14 protein-coding genes are annotated in these 15,008 nt (G+C 39.7%); 5 read left to right on the top strand and 9 right to left on the bottom strand.

What is annotated here, in order from left to right; all coding sequences use genetic code 11:
- Positions 1-238: 238 nt before the first annotated feature.
- From yiaA to I6J02_RS07390, 3 genes are all read right to left on the bottom strand, one after another.
- Positions 239-583, bottom strand: coding sequence for an inner membrane protein YiaA (gene yiaA, locus I6J02_RS07400; RefSeq protein WP_236582410.1), 345 nt, complete (start codon positions 581-583; stop codon positions 239-241).
- Positions 584-814: 231 nt separating this feature from the next.
- A complete protein-coding gene (locus tag I6J02_RS07395; protein ID WP_201681101.1) occupies positions 815-1,393 on the bottom strand; it encodes a YdeI/OmpD-associated family protein in 579 nt (192 codons plus the stop codon).
- A gap of 115 nt (positions 1,394-1,508) precedes the next feature.
- Positions 1,509-3,905 carry a TonB-dependent receptor gene (locus tag I6J02_RS07390; RefSeq protein ID WP_201681100.1) on the bottom strand — a complete coding sequence of 799 codons (2,397 nt, stop codon included), beginning with the start codon at positions 3,903-3,905 and terminating at the stop codon, positions 1,509-1,511.
- 116 nt (positions 3,906-4,021) lie between these two features.
- Here I6J02_RS07390 and I6J02_RS07385 point away from each other — a divergent pair, with 116 nt between their 5' ends.
- The 3 genes from I6J02_RS07385 (at position 4,022) to I6J02_RS07375 (ending at position 7,309) form a co-directional block, all read left to right on the top strand.
- The gene (locus I6J02_RS07385; protein WP_201681099.1) at positions 4,022-5,113 is read left to right on the top strand and encodes a hypothetical protein; all 1,092 of its coding nucleotides are present in this window, start codon (positions 4,022-4,024) and stop codon (positions 5,111-5,113) included.
- 215 nt (positions 5,114-5,328) lie between these two features.
- Positions 5,329-5,889 (top strand): hypothetical protein, encoded by a 561-nt coding sequence (locus tag I6J02_RS07380; RefSeq protein ID WP_201681098.1) that lies wholly within the window; start codon positions 5,329-5,331, stop codon positions 5,887-5,889.
- A 127-nt stretch (positions 5,890-6,016) separates the two neighbouring features.
- Positions 6,017-7,309, top strand: coding sequence for a hypothetical protein (locus tag I6J02_RS07375; protein ID WP_201681097.1), 1,293 nt, complete (start codon positions 6,017-6,019; stop codon positions 7,307-7,309).
- Between the two features lie 46 nt (positions 7,310-7,355).
- On the opposite strand, the gene I6J02_RS07370 is transcribed toward I6J02_RS07375, so the two are convergent.
- The 4 genes from I6J02_RS07370 to I6J02_RS07355 are packed head-to-tail and all read right to left on the bottom strand — an operon-like array spanning position 7,356 to position 10,601.
- A complete protein-coding gene (locus I6J02_RS07370; RefSeq protein ID WP_201681096.1) occupies positions 7,356-8,033 on the bottom strand; it encodes a phosphatidate cytidylyltransferase in 678 nt (225 codons plus the stop codon).
- A gap of 5 nt (positions 8,034-8,038) precedes the next feature.
- A complete protein-coding gene (locus tag I6J02_RS07365; RefSeq protein ID WP_236582345.1) occupies positions 8,039-8,785 on the bottom strand; it encodes a phosphatidate cytidylyltransferase in 747 nt (248 codons plus the stop codon).
- Positions 8,764-9,345 (bottom strand): CDP-alcohol phosphatidyltransferase family protein, encoded by a 582-nt coding sequence (locus I6J02_RS07360; RefSeq protein WP_201681095.1) that lies wholly within the window; start codon positions 9,343-9,345, stop codon positions 8,764-8,766. Before I6J02_RS07360 ends, I6J02_RS07365 begins: the two co-directional genes overlap by 22 nt.
- A gap of 2 nt (positions 9,346-9,347) precedes the next feature.
- Positions 9,348-10,601 (bottom strand): hydroxymethylglutaryl-CoA reductase, encoded by a 1,254-nt coding sequence (locus I6J02_RS07355; protein WP_201681094.1) that lies wholly within the window; start codon positions 10,599-10,601, stop codon positions 9,348-9,350.
- Between the two features lie 105 nt (positions 10,602-10,706).
- Between I6J02_RS07355 and I6J02_RS07350 the strand changes: the two genes are divergently transcribed.
- Both I6J02_RS07350 and I6J02_RS07345 read left to right on the top strand, forming a co-directional pair.
- Positions 10,707-11,663, top strand: a complete 957-nt coding sequence (locus I6J02_RS07350; RefSeq protein WP_201681093.1) for a hypothetical protein — start codon at positions 10,707-10,709, stop codon at positions 11,661-11,663.
- Positions 11,664-11,703: 40 nt separating this feature from the next.
- Positions 11,704-12,249 carry an SMI1/KNR4 family protein gene (locus tag I6J02_RS07345; RefSeq protein ID WP_201681092.1) on the top strand — a complete coding sequence of 182 codons (546 nt, stop codon included), beginning with the start codon at positions 11,704-11,706 and terminating at the stop codon, positions 12,247-12,249.
- Between the two features lie 98 nt (positions 12,250-12,347).
- Here the strand turns inward: I6J02_RS07345 and I6J02_RS07340 are convergent, their stop codons facing one another.
- Positions 12,348-13,682: a serine hydrolase domain-containing protein gene (locus I6J02_RS07340; protein WP_201681091.1), complete on the bottom strand. Its 1,335-nt coding sequence runs from the start codon at positions 13,680-13,682 to the stop codon at positions 12,348-12,350.
- Between the two features lie 195 nt (positions 13,683-13,877).
- The gene (locus I6J02_RS07335) at positions 13,878-14,999 is read right to left on the bottom strand and encodes a TlpA disulfide reductase family protein (protein WP_201681090.1); all 1,122 of its coding nucleotides are present in this window, start codon (positions 14,997-14,999) and stop codon (positions 13,878-13,880) included.
- Between the last annotated feature and the right edge of the window lie 9 nt (positions 15,000-15,008).

Below are 15,008 nucleotides of genomic sequence, written 5' to 3'. Positions count from 1 at the left end.
GGTTCCTGACATACATATTGTTTTTCAAAGGTATCTGTATATAAAAATAGTTCTAAAATTTCTATATACGCACATATAGAGTATATATATTCTGTGACAAATAATCAACTCCCCAACGGAGAAGTCAGGAGAGATGATTATTTTTTTATTGGGGCAGGTGTTTCTATAAAGATTTTATGGCAACACCATATTCTATTCTTTTATATATTTTAATACAAAAAGAATAGGTTGTAAATTATTAGAAATTTGGTTCCTGATTATCCTGTTTCTTCGCCAGTTGCTGACTGTCTCTTGTATTTTTTTGTACAGCAATAGCACCAAACAACGCCAGTAAAAAGGAGAAGGCATAAAATCCCTTTTCACTCGGAAGCAGGGTTGCATTCCAGAGTCCTATGGTCAGTAATACAATGGCCAGAATCGTCGAAAACCAGCTAAGTCCATAATAGATATCTGTAACCGGAATATTTTCCAGTCTGTCGCGGACACTCTTCTGAACGGATATAACAGCAAAAAGGCCAAACATTAGAACAGTGAAATAATAGCCCTTTTCGTTTAACAGCATCTCCGCTCTCCATAGTCCGATAAGAAAGCCCGCTATTCCTGCTGCAAGAGCAATCCAGGAAGCAGCAATAAATGCACTTGATGTTTTTGATTCATATAGTCGTATAATTGATTTGTTGTAAAATTCTAAGCGAAGAAATTCTTCTTCATATTTTAAGTGAATACAATCTTCTTAATTACAAATGGCTGATATATAAACGTCCAATATAAAGAATTTATTTTCTTATTACTATTCCGGGGAATCAACTTTAAACTATTTTGCTCTTTTATTTTCAGTGGCTAAAGAGATTGTTTCTTCAATTCGCTTTTGCCTGGTTTCCGGTCTTTTCGCATCATAAATCCATTTCAAAATTTCCTTTTTTGATGTTCTCGAAAAGCTTTCCCAATTTTTATATGCTTCTTTATTTATAAGAAAAGCATGCTCTAAATCCGGAGGAACCAACAGATTCTCCGCATTATCAGATGCATCCCACATTCCGTTTTTCCTCGCTATATCCACGACTTCCAAACCTGCATCCGTCATCAGATTCTGCTCCATCAAAAGCGCAATTTTTTTCTTATTTACAGCGCTCCAGTTACTTTGTGCTTTTCTTTTGGAGAAAAACTGAAAGCATCCATCCGGATCCCGCTTCTTCTTGAGACTATCAATCCAGCCATAACAAAGCGCTTCTTCCACGGCTTCAGAGTATAACACACTTTTCACAGCAGACTCTTTCCTGAAAACGACCAGCCACACTGCATGAGCTGTCTGGTGATTATCCGCAAGCCACTGGCGCCATTCCGCTCTCGATTTAGCATATATCACCTTAACTCCATTTCTGATTTCTTCCATAACATTGTTTATTAAGAACTCAGGAAAGCAAACCACCTTCATTTACAAGATCTTACCAACTAAACTTACACAAAAAAAACCTTCTCTGAACAATCTTTATTTATAAATGCGACTATTACAGAAGCACTTTGACACCCAAAGAGATATTCCGGCCGGGAAGAGGTGCAAGATATTTCAAAAAGGAATTTTGTGGTCTGGCTTCTATGTTCAGCAGATTATTACCATGCGCATAGCATTCTACTGTCTGTCCCATAAACTTCAATCTATATCCGACCCGTCCCGCAAGCAGAGAATAAGCTGGCATTGGAGGCTCCGGATTTATATTTTTCCCTAAATAACGTTGTTTCAGATAGCGGTCAAAGGATACATGAAAAAAGATCTTATCTAACTGCAGCGATCCTGCAAGGCCGTATCGGCTGGTAGGAAGGTTTGGCATATAATCTCCTTCCGCCCATTTACGCATATTATCATCTGCTGTGTTTTCATTTTTGACCAGATCAAAGAAAGAGGATATCTCCCACGTTCTGTCCTTAGTCCAGGAAGCTTTGTAGCTTAGTTCAGCTTCCCAACCTGAAATTTTCGTATCGGAAGCTCTCCATTCCTTGACCAAAAAACCTCCGGATCTGGATATTCCGGTATGTGCCAGATAAAGGTAATTGTCAAACGTTGTTTCATAATATGTTGCACTCACCTGAAAACCGTACGCCTGCCAACCGGCTCCGAATTCATAGGTTTTAGCAACCTCTTTTGGTAATCTGTCATCTCCGTTTTCTTCAATCATAATTGCGAAATGATCATTACCGGCGTATAGTTCGTTTACATCGGGAGCGCGTTCAGCATGATTGTAGGATAACTTAAGAAAAGCTGTTTTCAAAATATTCCAGCGCAGATCAGCAGAAAAATGATTCAGATCAAAATTCCGGTCGGAAAGCTTTCCTCCTGCCATCCCGCGACTCGTTTTATATCCGGCATCATGTTCTGCCCGCCGTACGACCCAATCATGTCTGTAACCGACATTCAGCAGTACGGGTTGGAAAGTAAATTGCTGTAAGGTAAATGCCCCGACCTCCCGGCTCCAATTATTGGGTAAATATCTTTGTGCTCCCGTTCCATCAATTTTTAAAAAGGAAAAATCTATTCCACTGGTTCCTTTCCAGAATTTTTTAATCTGATGTTCCATATCTGTTCGGAGGGCGTGTCTGGTACTGTTGAATTTATTGACCTGGTATATTCCCACCAATTCTCTGTCATCAGATCGCTGCATCATATAATTGAGTTTCCAGGCGGATATAATGGAAGAATCAGCACGATAAGCTGTTTCAAAAAGTGCACTGTGAGCCAGAGCTCTTGTATTGATCGGTGCGTAGTCCGGCATTGGCACCACCACATCATGTGAATGCTTAGGTTTACTTGTCATCGCAAATCCCGGAATTCCATAATATCCCTCCAATGCACGGTAGCCTAAGCCTATCCGCCACCGATCCTGAATATAACTCGTTCCGATATTTATCGCCCGGCTCTCCGCATGGCTGTTGGGCATGATCCCTCTGGTCACGGGTGCATAATCCGAAATTCCATGTACTACAGTAGTCGAAAGAGGTGTTTCGGGGTCTTGTCCCGCGATATATTTGTCATTGGGAGGATTGAGCACACGCTCAGTACCGATAACAGAATGGGATTCAAAAGTATAAAGATCTGCTTCGGAAAGACCCCATTTGGGATCATTCAAATGATCCAGTACAAACTGGCTTAGGTAAGGATACAGGCTCAGGTTACGAATCGTCTCTCTATCCACATGAACCTGTGCCATTGTTTCGGTCAGGTGGTCAATCTGGGGATCATACGCTATCGGAGCTTTGGTATTTCCCGGGATTTTAAGATTATTATTATGCTGATTCATTCCCCCGAAATGCCAGGCCCATTTTTTTCCGAGATTACCATTGATATCGACGGCCTGTCTGGTTCCGCTATTCGTACCACCTTCTACCGTGACCCGCCCTCCAAAAGGTTTTGTAAATAATGACACCGGAATTGTGTTATCGTGCATATCCACAGCTCCTCCAATTGCCTTACCTCCATAGAGCACGCTCGCACTCCCCTTATACACATCAATTCCCAGTAAATTATCCATATCAACATTGCTGTTCAGATTGGGACTTATACCAGACAGATCATTGTAAGATAATCCGTTTGTAAGGATTTTGACACGGTTTCCACTCAGACTTCTGATCATTGGTGCTCCAGAATTGGGTCCGAAGTTGGCATTCTGTACTCCAGGAATACGGCTCAAGGTCTCGCCCAACGTCCTTGCCTGCAATATATCGAGGTCTTTGCGACTCAGCTCAGACACATTTCCCTTTGAGGATTTACTGCCTGTTACAATAGCTGTGGGTAGATTGATCTTTTTCAGACTATCAGCAGTGACTTTTTCCTGCGCCTGAAGAAAGGAAACTGAAAATATACTTGTAGATAGCATAAATACTAACGGAATGCGATAGTGAAGCGATTTCATATGGTGTTGAGAAGTAATGTTTAAATGATGGTGCAAAAATATAAAAACAAATTTTAAATGCAACATTGTTGCTTTTTATTGCAATATATTCCTACCTTCGTCAAAAAATACATTTTATGAAACGCTACAATTACTCTAAACCCTTACTTTTCGCTTGCGCCACAGCCTTATTGCTGTCTACGTTTTCGGCTTGCAAAAAAGATGAAAAAACACCTGATCAATTACCTTCAGAACTTTCCCTGCTTTATGGCGAAGAGAAAGATCTGACGTTACCTGGATCTTTAGCAGAACACGGGGATGTCTCCTTGCGACTGGAATACGCTGAAACGGAAAATATTACGATTTCGGGAACAACCAAACTGCACGATAAATTAAGTCAGGCCTTCTCCATTCAAAAGAATCAAAATAAAATTCACATTAACAGTAATGTTCTATACCCGAATGGAGTCGTTTCTGTAACGAACGGAATCAAAATTCCGGATACTTACAAAGTAGCAGTGGTAGCTACTGCGGCTAACGGCACTGTAGTGGGCAGACAGACGGTAGGAATCAAAGTATCTCCGGCTAAAGTGAGCATTAAAGGAGTCCAAAACAACGGCGAAACTCCCTTTTCCTATGTCTTATACAATGATAAAGGAGCTAGTTTTGAATTGGATGCATTGAAAACACCTACTACCGGTACTTCCTGGTTCTTGCCAAAACCTGCGGACGGAGATACGGCAGTCAGCATAGACGGCAATCAGATCAAATTTGCCGCCACTGCCGGAGACCCTCAGAAACAAGCTGAAAAAAAATATGATCTTGCACCCGCTTTGCTAAAAGATGGATTTCCAGTTGCCTCAACTCCTTTCCAGGTTATATTTATTCCGCAGATCAAATTCTTCTTTGGGATGTACTATCCGGAACACAACCTGACGATCAGCCTCAATCTGATTCATATTAGCTTATCTAACGGCTATGTCTCTGCTGCTCCTACTTTATATCCGGATAAATACAAATCTTCATTCAGTCTTGTTTCGGTAGAAAAGGATGGCAAAGCTTTTACAGATAGCAACAACACTTTTGCTGTCAATCCCGCTACCGGAATTGTAACTGTTAAAAAAGATGATACATTGAAAGCCGGAAGTTATAAGTTTATAATAAAAGCGGTTACCACTACAGGTCTGACCTTTGAAACAGATCTGACATTAGCCATGTCTGGTGAATAATAGTTAAGAATTGGTTTTGGTTAATTAATAGAAGATGGCGGTTTGTGCTTAGTGTCTTGATTACGGACATTAGGTACATCGTCATTTTCAAACCATTGGATAAACATTGATTTTGAAAAGCAACCTATCTTAAGTATATTACAACTTAAGCTGAAAAACAGCTTAAGAGACTTATGCTTTCTGGACAAATTAGGGTGCGCACATAATCAAAGAAAATGAAGGTAAAGAAAATAGTAATTATTCTGGCAATGCTTGCTGCAGGTGGAATTGGCCTTTTTATTTTCATACTCTATGCAACCGTCAAAACCAAATCTACCGACATCAGTACATACTCTCCTTTTAAAGAATGGGTAGGAAAAACCGTTACCCTCAAAAAAGAAATGTTCCTGTTAGAACAGGATAAAAACCAAATTGAAGAACCTGTATATCCTTACTTACTAATAGACAGCTTGCATCCGCAATGGCAATATGCTGAAGCTCAAAAAAATAATTCAAATAGTGACATTAAAATAATTGGAAAAATTCCTGTGGGCAGTAAACTTTCCATTGAAAAAGCAAAGCAATATACAAATGGTGTTTCGGGTTTTTCGCAACCAGCTCTCCTGGGAACTTTAAAAAACGGAGAAAAAGAATTTAAGATCTCATTCGAATGGGGAGATCAGAATATAAGCAAAGCTATGGATGGAATCGAAGCTTCCTGGCTCTTTCAACAGGCTCCCTGGCAGGAAACTAAAGACACCTCCTATTACATTTTGCCTCAAGCAAAATGGTGGTAGAACCTCTATCCATTATCTGAAATAAGGAATTCTGAATCCCTTGATTTTTCATTTTTTTATTATTTTAGTTTAAAATTTGAAGGATATATACCTATTATTATCCTTCCTCATTTATCATGAATTACAAATGAAAAGATACATTCTTATTCTGACGCTTAGTCTTTTGCCTTATTTTGCTTTTTGCCAAAAGACAGTTGTTCCGGGTAGTCCAGATATTAAGGCTTCCTATCTAAAGCCGGAAAAATCTTTATACACAGTTTATTATGTGAAAGATACCAGCTGGACAAAAATGGGTTCTTTAGCTTATGATATCTCTGTATCCAACAATCAGCTAAGCCTTACATACAAGTATACAGACAAGAGTAATGAATGGTCAAAGCAGCGGGTTTCTATCGCTGATGCAAAAACATTAAGACCAATCAGTTATAAATCAGAAGGAACGGAAATAAAACTGGACCTTAATTTTGCAGAAACAATAACCGGAAATTACTATTCCAAGAAAACCAAAAAAGAAAAACAACTAAACTTACAACCAAATAGCAAGTTTATAGATTTCAATCTGGCAGATCACTTTATTACTACACTTCCTCTGGATGTTGGGTACAAAGCCGTTATTCCTCAATTTTATTATGATGAAAAGTCAGATATATTAATTACCAACTACATTGTAAAGGAAGTAAAAAGTTATATCTATTATTCGCCCCGGACCGGAAAGCATGATACCTGGTTAGCAACGGTACTGGAAGAAAGTACAGGAGCGATTTACAACTATGTGGTTGATAAAAAGGACCATCGTCTCTGGCAGAGAGAAATGTCTATGGGCAAGGGAATGTGGGAAATCTGTGTAAATGAGGAAATAGATTACCAGCCGATCAAAAGCGCATTTGATAAAGAACAAGCGATGCGGCAGATTACAAAGGGAAACAGCGTTATTATTGGAACGGCATATGCAAAGGAAAATTCAGGTAAAAAGCTCGGAGGACTCGTCAATACAGCAAAAAAACAATTTGCGCCAAAAGGAACAGAAATAACACTTTTTCCAAACTCTGCTTATTATGAGGAATGGGTAACTGTAAATAAGAAGATAAAAAAACAGGGAAAAATGCCAGAAGTTCCCTTAGATGCAAATTTTGGCTATGGTATTAAGAAGGCAAAAGTATATGACGATGAAGGTCATTTTGAATTCTTAGATCTTATGCCCGGAACGTATGTTGTAATGGCTAGTTTTGATTTTACCAATTCCTACAATTATTCTTATGTATCCGGCTATACGAATTATTACAATTACTGGGGCTATACAGGATCAACAACACATTATGGTTCATCCAGACAGCAATACAGAGATAAAGCAAATGTCGAAAAAGAGGTGACAATAGCCAAAGACGGAGAGAAAAAAGAAGTAAACCTGAAAGATAAGTAAATAATTAAACCCGGTTGTTTTTATAACTGGCATTGATCTTTTATTGTTAAATTATCAGCGTATCAAAGATGTAAAACCCGGCAGATACGGTAAACGGTATCGTTACATTATCATACCCGTCACGGCTCAATGCCTCCGTGAGTGCTGTGATAACAGATAGTAGTGCTAATACCAACAGTTCCTGTCCCTGCAAGGTATACCGGAATATAAGGCAGGAAACCAACATAATCAAATAGGCGCTGACAAAAAAGAAAAGCGAGCCGACAATCGTTTTATGTGCTCCCCAGATCTGATATGCCCCCAAAGGCCATCTCTTTCCGCTCAATGCGGCAAGCGGATCACTAAGGGCTAATATGAGAATGGGAAGATAATAGTATATCAGCTGATTATTCAGGATAGTATAGCTCAGATAGCAACCGTATACGGCTACCGGATAAGCCAGACTGCCAACAGATCTGCGCTCAATAGCATGAATCGATCGGAGTAACAGGAAACGTTCAGAGCAGATTAACAGAATTGTAAATGTAGTACATAGGGCTAAAACCCACCAATGATTATCCAGCATCATTGGAAAAAGCAATGCTAATAAGCCTGTACCTGTATGTACAATTTTGCGTGTAAACTCGACCCTTACTTTAACGCAGTGATATAACAGTTCTGCAACAGCAAACAGCGATAAAAAAAGTCCGGACAGTATCAGCACATTACATATTCCTGGATCCATATCTGTTACCATATTAATTGTTCTACATGCACTAAACCAAAAACCGATCCTGTGAACATAAAGCTGTCATACCGGTCCAGTATACCTCCATGTCCCGGAATCAGCCTGCTGTAATCTTTCGTTGCACAAAGTCTCTTATACCAGGACGCCAGTGCATCTCCTGCAAATGCACAGATGCAGATCAATAGCGGTAAAATCAGGTTAAACCCATCAAAGGTACCGGCATGAACAGTAATAAGCAGACCTGTTACATAGCCTGTGATGCCTCCTCCAACTGTGCCCGCAGCAGTTTTGTTCGGGCTGATATTCGGTAATATCTTACTTTTACCAAACAACTGCCCGAAGAGCTGCGAGAAGCCGTCAAACGTAAAAATAATGGTATAGATATACAGCAACACTTCAGGAGTACTGCTGATAACAAACCGATAGAATCCAATAGCAATACCGATATAAATAAGCATGGACACAACACCAAAAATTACTCCCCGCCTGGAGAGGCACCCTACCCAAAGAAGCTCAATAAATCCCGTAAAGATTAGTCCGGCAGCCAGGTAAATCAGCATTCCGGTTTGAATACTGACCGCTGTAATAAGGACGATCAGTAAATAAAGAATATACTTAATCCACCGGGATCTTTTCTGCTCCGGGTTGCTGTTTTTATTTAGAATTACCGTAAGCAAAGCGCCAATTCCGAAAAATAAAATAACTATATAGATCAGGTTCAAAAACATCATTTCTTTGATTTGTTCCACACGAATAAACTGCTTTTCACATTCGACCGGAGTTCGGGCAAGACAGACACTAAAAGTAATTCTTCCATATAGGCCAGAAGGCTGATGACCAGCATAATATAAAAGTAAATCGTACTTACTCCGAATATGAAAAATGTGAATATAAAAACACCCTGCACATATCCCGTTACTTTGTAGGACCAGAGGTGAAAACTCGGGAATCTGCGAAAACGGATCAAACTTACTAACTGAGGAAGCAGCCACATCCCGATAAGCAGACTGAATTCTATCCTATGCTCCATAACAAAAGATTTCTCCAGCATTATCATTCCCGCAAAAGCCATAATGTAGGTGCCGATATCAGCCAGAGAGTCGAGTCTTGCACCCAATTCCGTTTGTAAGTGAAATAAACGGGCAATAAGCCCATCCAGGATATCCGTTATCAGATTGACAGACAGAAGTGTGATAAAAAGCGGTTTGTCTCCCACACGCATTGCATAGATAATAAAAGGCAAAGCCAGTATACGGTATATGGATAAGGCATTGGGCACATTCCATATGTTTTCTTTTTTAGTGTCCATAGCTATACAGATTTCTTACGTCCGAATTTCTGGTGAGCACTTGTAAAATGTCCTGCTGATAACGCTGCTGCGATAGAGAGTTCGCCAGCCAGTACAAGACCTCCACATATTTCAGCAAATTTTCTGGCCTGGCCTGCTCCATAGCAATCCATCATTTCCAGACACTCCCGCTGTGTCGGCAGATGAGTTCCCCCACCAACTGTTCCAACCATCAGATTGGGCAAAGTCACACTTGCGTACAAGGAACCATCCTTATTAAGCTCCATACGTGTTATACCAGTCGCCGCTTCTGCCACGCAGGCAACGTCCTGTCCGGTTGCCAGAAATAAAGCCGCCAATCCATTCGCATAATGTCCGTGCGCTCCTATAGCACCACTTTGGATAATGCCCATTGTTGAGGAGCGCCAGTATTCTGCCATAAGTTCAGGCGTGGTTTTCAATACCTGCCGGACAATAGTCTCCGGAAGCACAATTTCAGCTGTCACCTTTTTGCCCCGGACATTTGAGAAGGATAGAGCAGTTGCCTTTTTATCGCCGGAATAATTACCTTCTACAAACCAGAGCTTAGGCTTTACAGGACTGTGTGATACCAGATACTGGCATATGGCATCTGTACATATCGTGACCATATTCTGCCCTGCCGCATCTCCAGTCTGATACTCAAAAGTGACAATGAGATGGTTCCCTTCGATCTGAATCTGCATATTAGCTAATCGGGCAAATCGACTGGTTTGTCTTGTGATTTCCTTCAGTTTTTCTTCCTCCGGAAGTAGCCAGCTGACAAACAGACCTAATTCGCCGACATTCTCAAATTTGAACAAGGGACTGCGTTGTACACCTTCCAGCAGACATATTGAAGTAATACCGCCTGCCATAAAACAGGCTCTCGCACCGCGATGATAAGAGGCCACTAAAGCACCTTCACTCGTTGCCAGAGGGACATAAAAATCAGCATTGGCGGCAGAACCCGTAATCCGTAACGGGCCGATCACTCCTGTTGGTACACAAGACATCCCGATATAATTTTCAATATTTCCGTTAAGAAGATCCGGTTCATCTCTGCTCTCTCCTCCCGCCAGACAGGGAAATTGTTTTCCGGTAATCTTTTGTAAAAACGAATGCCGCTGCTCCAGACCTTCCCTGTTTACCTCCTGAGATAACGGAAGTGTACAGTCAACTGCTAATTCTGCAGGTTTGCGGTTTTTGAGGTTGTGTATTATACCTTTAATGTCTGTATTTTCAATTGATGAGGCCATAATAATTGATATTAGTAAACACAAACATATTGCGATTTTCGTTGTTTAATTTGTGACAAACAATAATAATATTTTGCATTTTTGTGAAAATCACAAAATAAGCCTATGTATCAGGAACTGTTAATCCGCGAAATCCAAAAAAAAACAGGCCAACACCAGTCGCTTATAGCGGAAGTATCTGCTGCTTTGGATATCAGCTATGACGCTGCACATCGGCGTATATCTATGAAAAGTAAATTTTCTATTGAAGAATCTGTTCAACTGGCAAACTACTTTGGTTTTTCAATGGATCAGGTTTTTCAACGGAGTGAGCATGTTTTGGTTAAAAGAACAAAGGAGATTCAGACGTTAAATGACTTCAGCAGTTATCTGGATAACTCTCTCAAGTCGTTAATGGATTACCTTCCCGATACAGATACCAGTCTCTATTATTCCGCTAAAGATATTCCGATATTCTACACTATAAATATGGATCTGTTATCTACATTCAAGCGTTATGTCTGGCTGAATATGTTGAATATGGAAGGTTTGGATATTTCTTTTGAAACCTTTGAAAAAAATGCCCGGATTATGGATAACAGCAGAAAACTAAATCACTTTTATTCTGCTATAAGTGCTCATGAAATCTGGAATGATACGACGATAAACAGTACTCTGCAACAAATCATGTATTTCTTTCATGCGGGTCTTCTAACTGCAGATAACGGAAAATCCCTCTGTGAAAACCTTAAAGAACTGATATTTTCCCTGGAAAAAAAATGTACCGCACAAAATGAGCAATACCGTCTCTATTATCACGATCTGCTGATCCTGAATAACAATGTTCTCGTGGCAGATAAACAACGTAAATCTTTATTTGTGCCCTATACCATGCTGGGATATTTTATCACCAGTGATACAGATACTTGCAAGCATGTTTCTAATTTTTTTCAGCATCAGCTCAAAAACTCCAAACTTCTGAATACTGCCGGCACCCGAGATAAAAAGATGTTTTTTAACAGGGCGTATCAAAAAATAGATCTGTACAAAAATCAGATTACTTCTTTTAATGATATTGGTTAAAGGGGATAATATTTACACATTCTGAAAATTACGTTGCTTTATGAAATCTCAAATTTTTGACCTTAAACTCTCCGGAACTCCGCTAGATTTTGGGGATACACAATCGCTGGAAACCTATAGATTTCCAAATGGTAAAGGTTTTCCGGATTCTTACAAAGATTTTGTGCTGACCTATGGATATGGCGTGGCTCTGGGAGAATTTCTTATTTACATACCGATGGAAGACTACGGTGATTCCCTGTTTGTGCGATCGGAAGAAATCAAAAGTACGTATATCGAAGATGTTTATAATAATGATATTTGGTTTGAACTGGAACCTGATGGTTCTCCGGAATTGTTAAAACGATTATTTCCTTTTGCCAGCAGCGAAAATGGACTTTATCTGTTCTGGGATTATGAGTCGAATCCCCAACCACATGAATTTGACATCTATCTTACCGATTTCCGGGGTACAGGTTTTAAGAAAGTGGGCGGATCACTATACCGTGTCATCAATAATCTGACACACAATGGATCTGAACATACACCTGTTTTCAATAATCCGAAGGAACGGATTTTTAAGTGTCTGCAGAGACAGGATTTGTAAGAAAAACAGTCCTCTAAGCCAGAATCTTGATGTTAAGACCAATAAATACAAGAAGAGACTTCATCAGAAGCCTCTTCTTGTATACTTAAATTAGCCCTTTACTTAGCAGGTTCTGCTTTTAGGCGTTTGAAATTGACTTCATTCGAACCCTGGCGATAGAACATACTTTCCTGAGCCGGGGAAAAATCCATATAGATTTGAGCCGCCTCAAACATAAACTTGTCCTCTTTATAACAGGTTAACGGAAATGCGCCCTGACCGTCGGCCTGACCGTACAGCTCTCCCTCTTCCTGGAAAATCTTTATTTTGAGTGGAAAATCTGCAGATGAATACACTCCTTCATACTGCTTTAACTGTTCCGGAGAAAGTTTCAGAACATTGGTTTCAAATTCCGGTAATTTAAGTTCAGGATCATAGATAGCACCCAGAATAGCGATATAGACAGCATTATGTTCATACCGCTGACCGTTAATTGTAATAGAAATAGCTATCTTATCATCCACATTGTATCCGGCGAGGGTGTGGGTACCATAGGTATCTCCTCCATGCCCCAAAAAGACATTCTTCTTATAAGGGATATACATAAATCCCTTTCCAAAACCATTATTATCTTTACCTGCCTTCATTTTTTCGAGCGTTTCCTTTTTCAGCAGCTTACCTGCGAACAGCCCTTCAAGGAAATTGTTCAGATCCCGTGGAGTAGCCAGAATATCTCCCACACCGATAATATTCTGAGGATAAAAATCCGGAACCTCAATCCATTCATTAACATACTTGTAAGGCCGGAAATAGTTATTATTATAACTGTCAAAAGATCTGAAATCCTTTAATTTTAATGGTTTGACAATCTCTTTTTCAACGATCTTTGCGTAAGGTTTCTTATAGCATTTTTCTATGATCTTCGTTAATAAATAGAATCCTGAATTTGAATACCGCATGTCGGTTCCGGGCTCAAAAAGAGGTTTTCCATGTCGTATAACATTCAAGATAGAATCCACAGATCTTTTTTCTGTTAGCCAGGGTTCCCCCTCTCCAATATTTGTATAATCTCCCAAACCACTATTATGACTGAGAATCTGACTTAAATGAATCTTATCTGCATTGGGAACATCAGGAAAATAGGTGCTCAGCTTTTCCTCTAAATTTAACTTACCTTGTTCAACCAATTTCCAGAAAAGAACAGAAGTTACCAGTTTAGTCACAGAACCTATCTGGTAGCTTGTATGTTCATCAAAGGTTAGATCCTTGACTTTTGACTGTCCGAAACTTCGGTTATACACTTCCTTTCCGTCTTTGTAGATAGATACGTTTCCAATCCCCTGATTGTAGTGTTCGATATGATTGAGAACTGAATCTAATCTTTCTTTTCGGATAGTCTGCCCTCCGCAAACAGAACCTATCAGAACGAAGGTCAGTAAGAGTAGTGATTTCATATATGATTTTGTTTTTCAGCTTAATAACTGTCAGCAATTTAATAATAAAATATAAGCTCCCAATTTTTCAGTAAGTAAAAATTAAATTTAACCGTCAATCCAGGTTAAGCAGTAAAATGAGACAGATATATAAGAAAGGGTCGCCTGATTATAAGCGACCCTGACTTTACTTTGTTATGAGTTATAATGTTCTTCTTAAGGTTTTAAAACTTCTGCCAGTTTTTTCTCCAGGTCAGCTCCTCTTAAATTTTTAGCAATAATTCTTCCTTCCGGATCCAATAGAAAGTTTGAAGGAATTGCACGGATACCGTACTGTGTGGAGACATCATTTTTCCAGCCTTTCAGATCTGATAATTGAGCCCATTCCTGAAGATTATCATCTTTAATTGCTTTAAGCCATGCTGCTTTACCTTTTTCATCATCCAGAGAGATTCCGATAATGGTAAAACCCTTATCCTTAAAAGTGTGAAATGCTTTTACAACATTGGGGTTTTCAGCTCTACATGGGCCACACCAGCTTGCCCAGAAATCTAAAAGAACGTATTTTCCTCTGTACTCCTCCAGCTTAACAACTTTCCCCGATGTATCCTGCTGACTGAAAGCAGGAGCGACACTGCCCAATCCTAAAGCTTTTTGCAACAACAGCTGTTCCAGGTATTTTTTTCCTGCAGTACTGTTTTTAACTTCAGCAGAGAGCTTTTCGTAAAGAGGATAGATATCATTGTATTCCGGCGAATAACCACCAATCGCCTGCACAATATCCAGCGCAATAGGAGTATTCGGATATGTAGTTAAAAAGTCTTGCCTGATCACCTTACGCTTCTGGCTGATATCCTTATTTGTTTCATCAATCTTATTCTTCACAGCCAAAGACTCTCTCTCCGTTTCAGATAATCCCCTGTACCATTCATACAGTTTAGTCTGTTCGTCATTATGAGGTTTAAGTAATGCATTTAATTTCTGATCATCGGTATTAACTGCACCTCCTGTAACCGTTGCATTAGTTATGGAGTCCTTACTGGCTAGTGTAATCTTACCTTCCTCCAGATAAAATGGAATTGCATAACGGTAAGCCTGTCTCAGGGTAGACCCCACCAGAAGATGTGCTTTCGTGGGACCATCAACCTCACCTGAAAATATAAATTTACCTTGCGGATCAATTTGCACCGAATCAGCCTCATTACCTTTAAGCAGATACGCTTTATACTCCTTCTTTACTTCAGGAATATGACCTTGAACTTCAAATTTCGAAACCTGCGCCTGTGCTGCAATGGGAGCAAGTACTAAAAGCAGGATTTGTTTTGTGATTTTTCTCATGATTATATA

It is taken from the genome of Sphingobacterium spiritivorum (genome assembly GCF_016725325.1).
In the GTDB taxonomy this organism is placed as follows: domain Bacteria; phylum Bacteroidota; class Bacteroidia; order Sphingobacteriales; family Sphingobacteriaceae; genus Sphingobacterium.
This window is presented reverse-complemented; position numbering and strand designations above follow the sequence as displayed.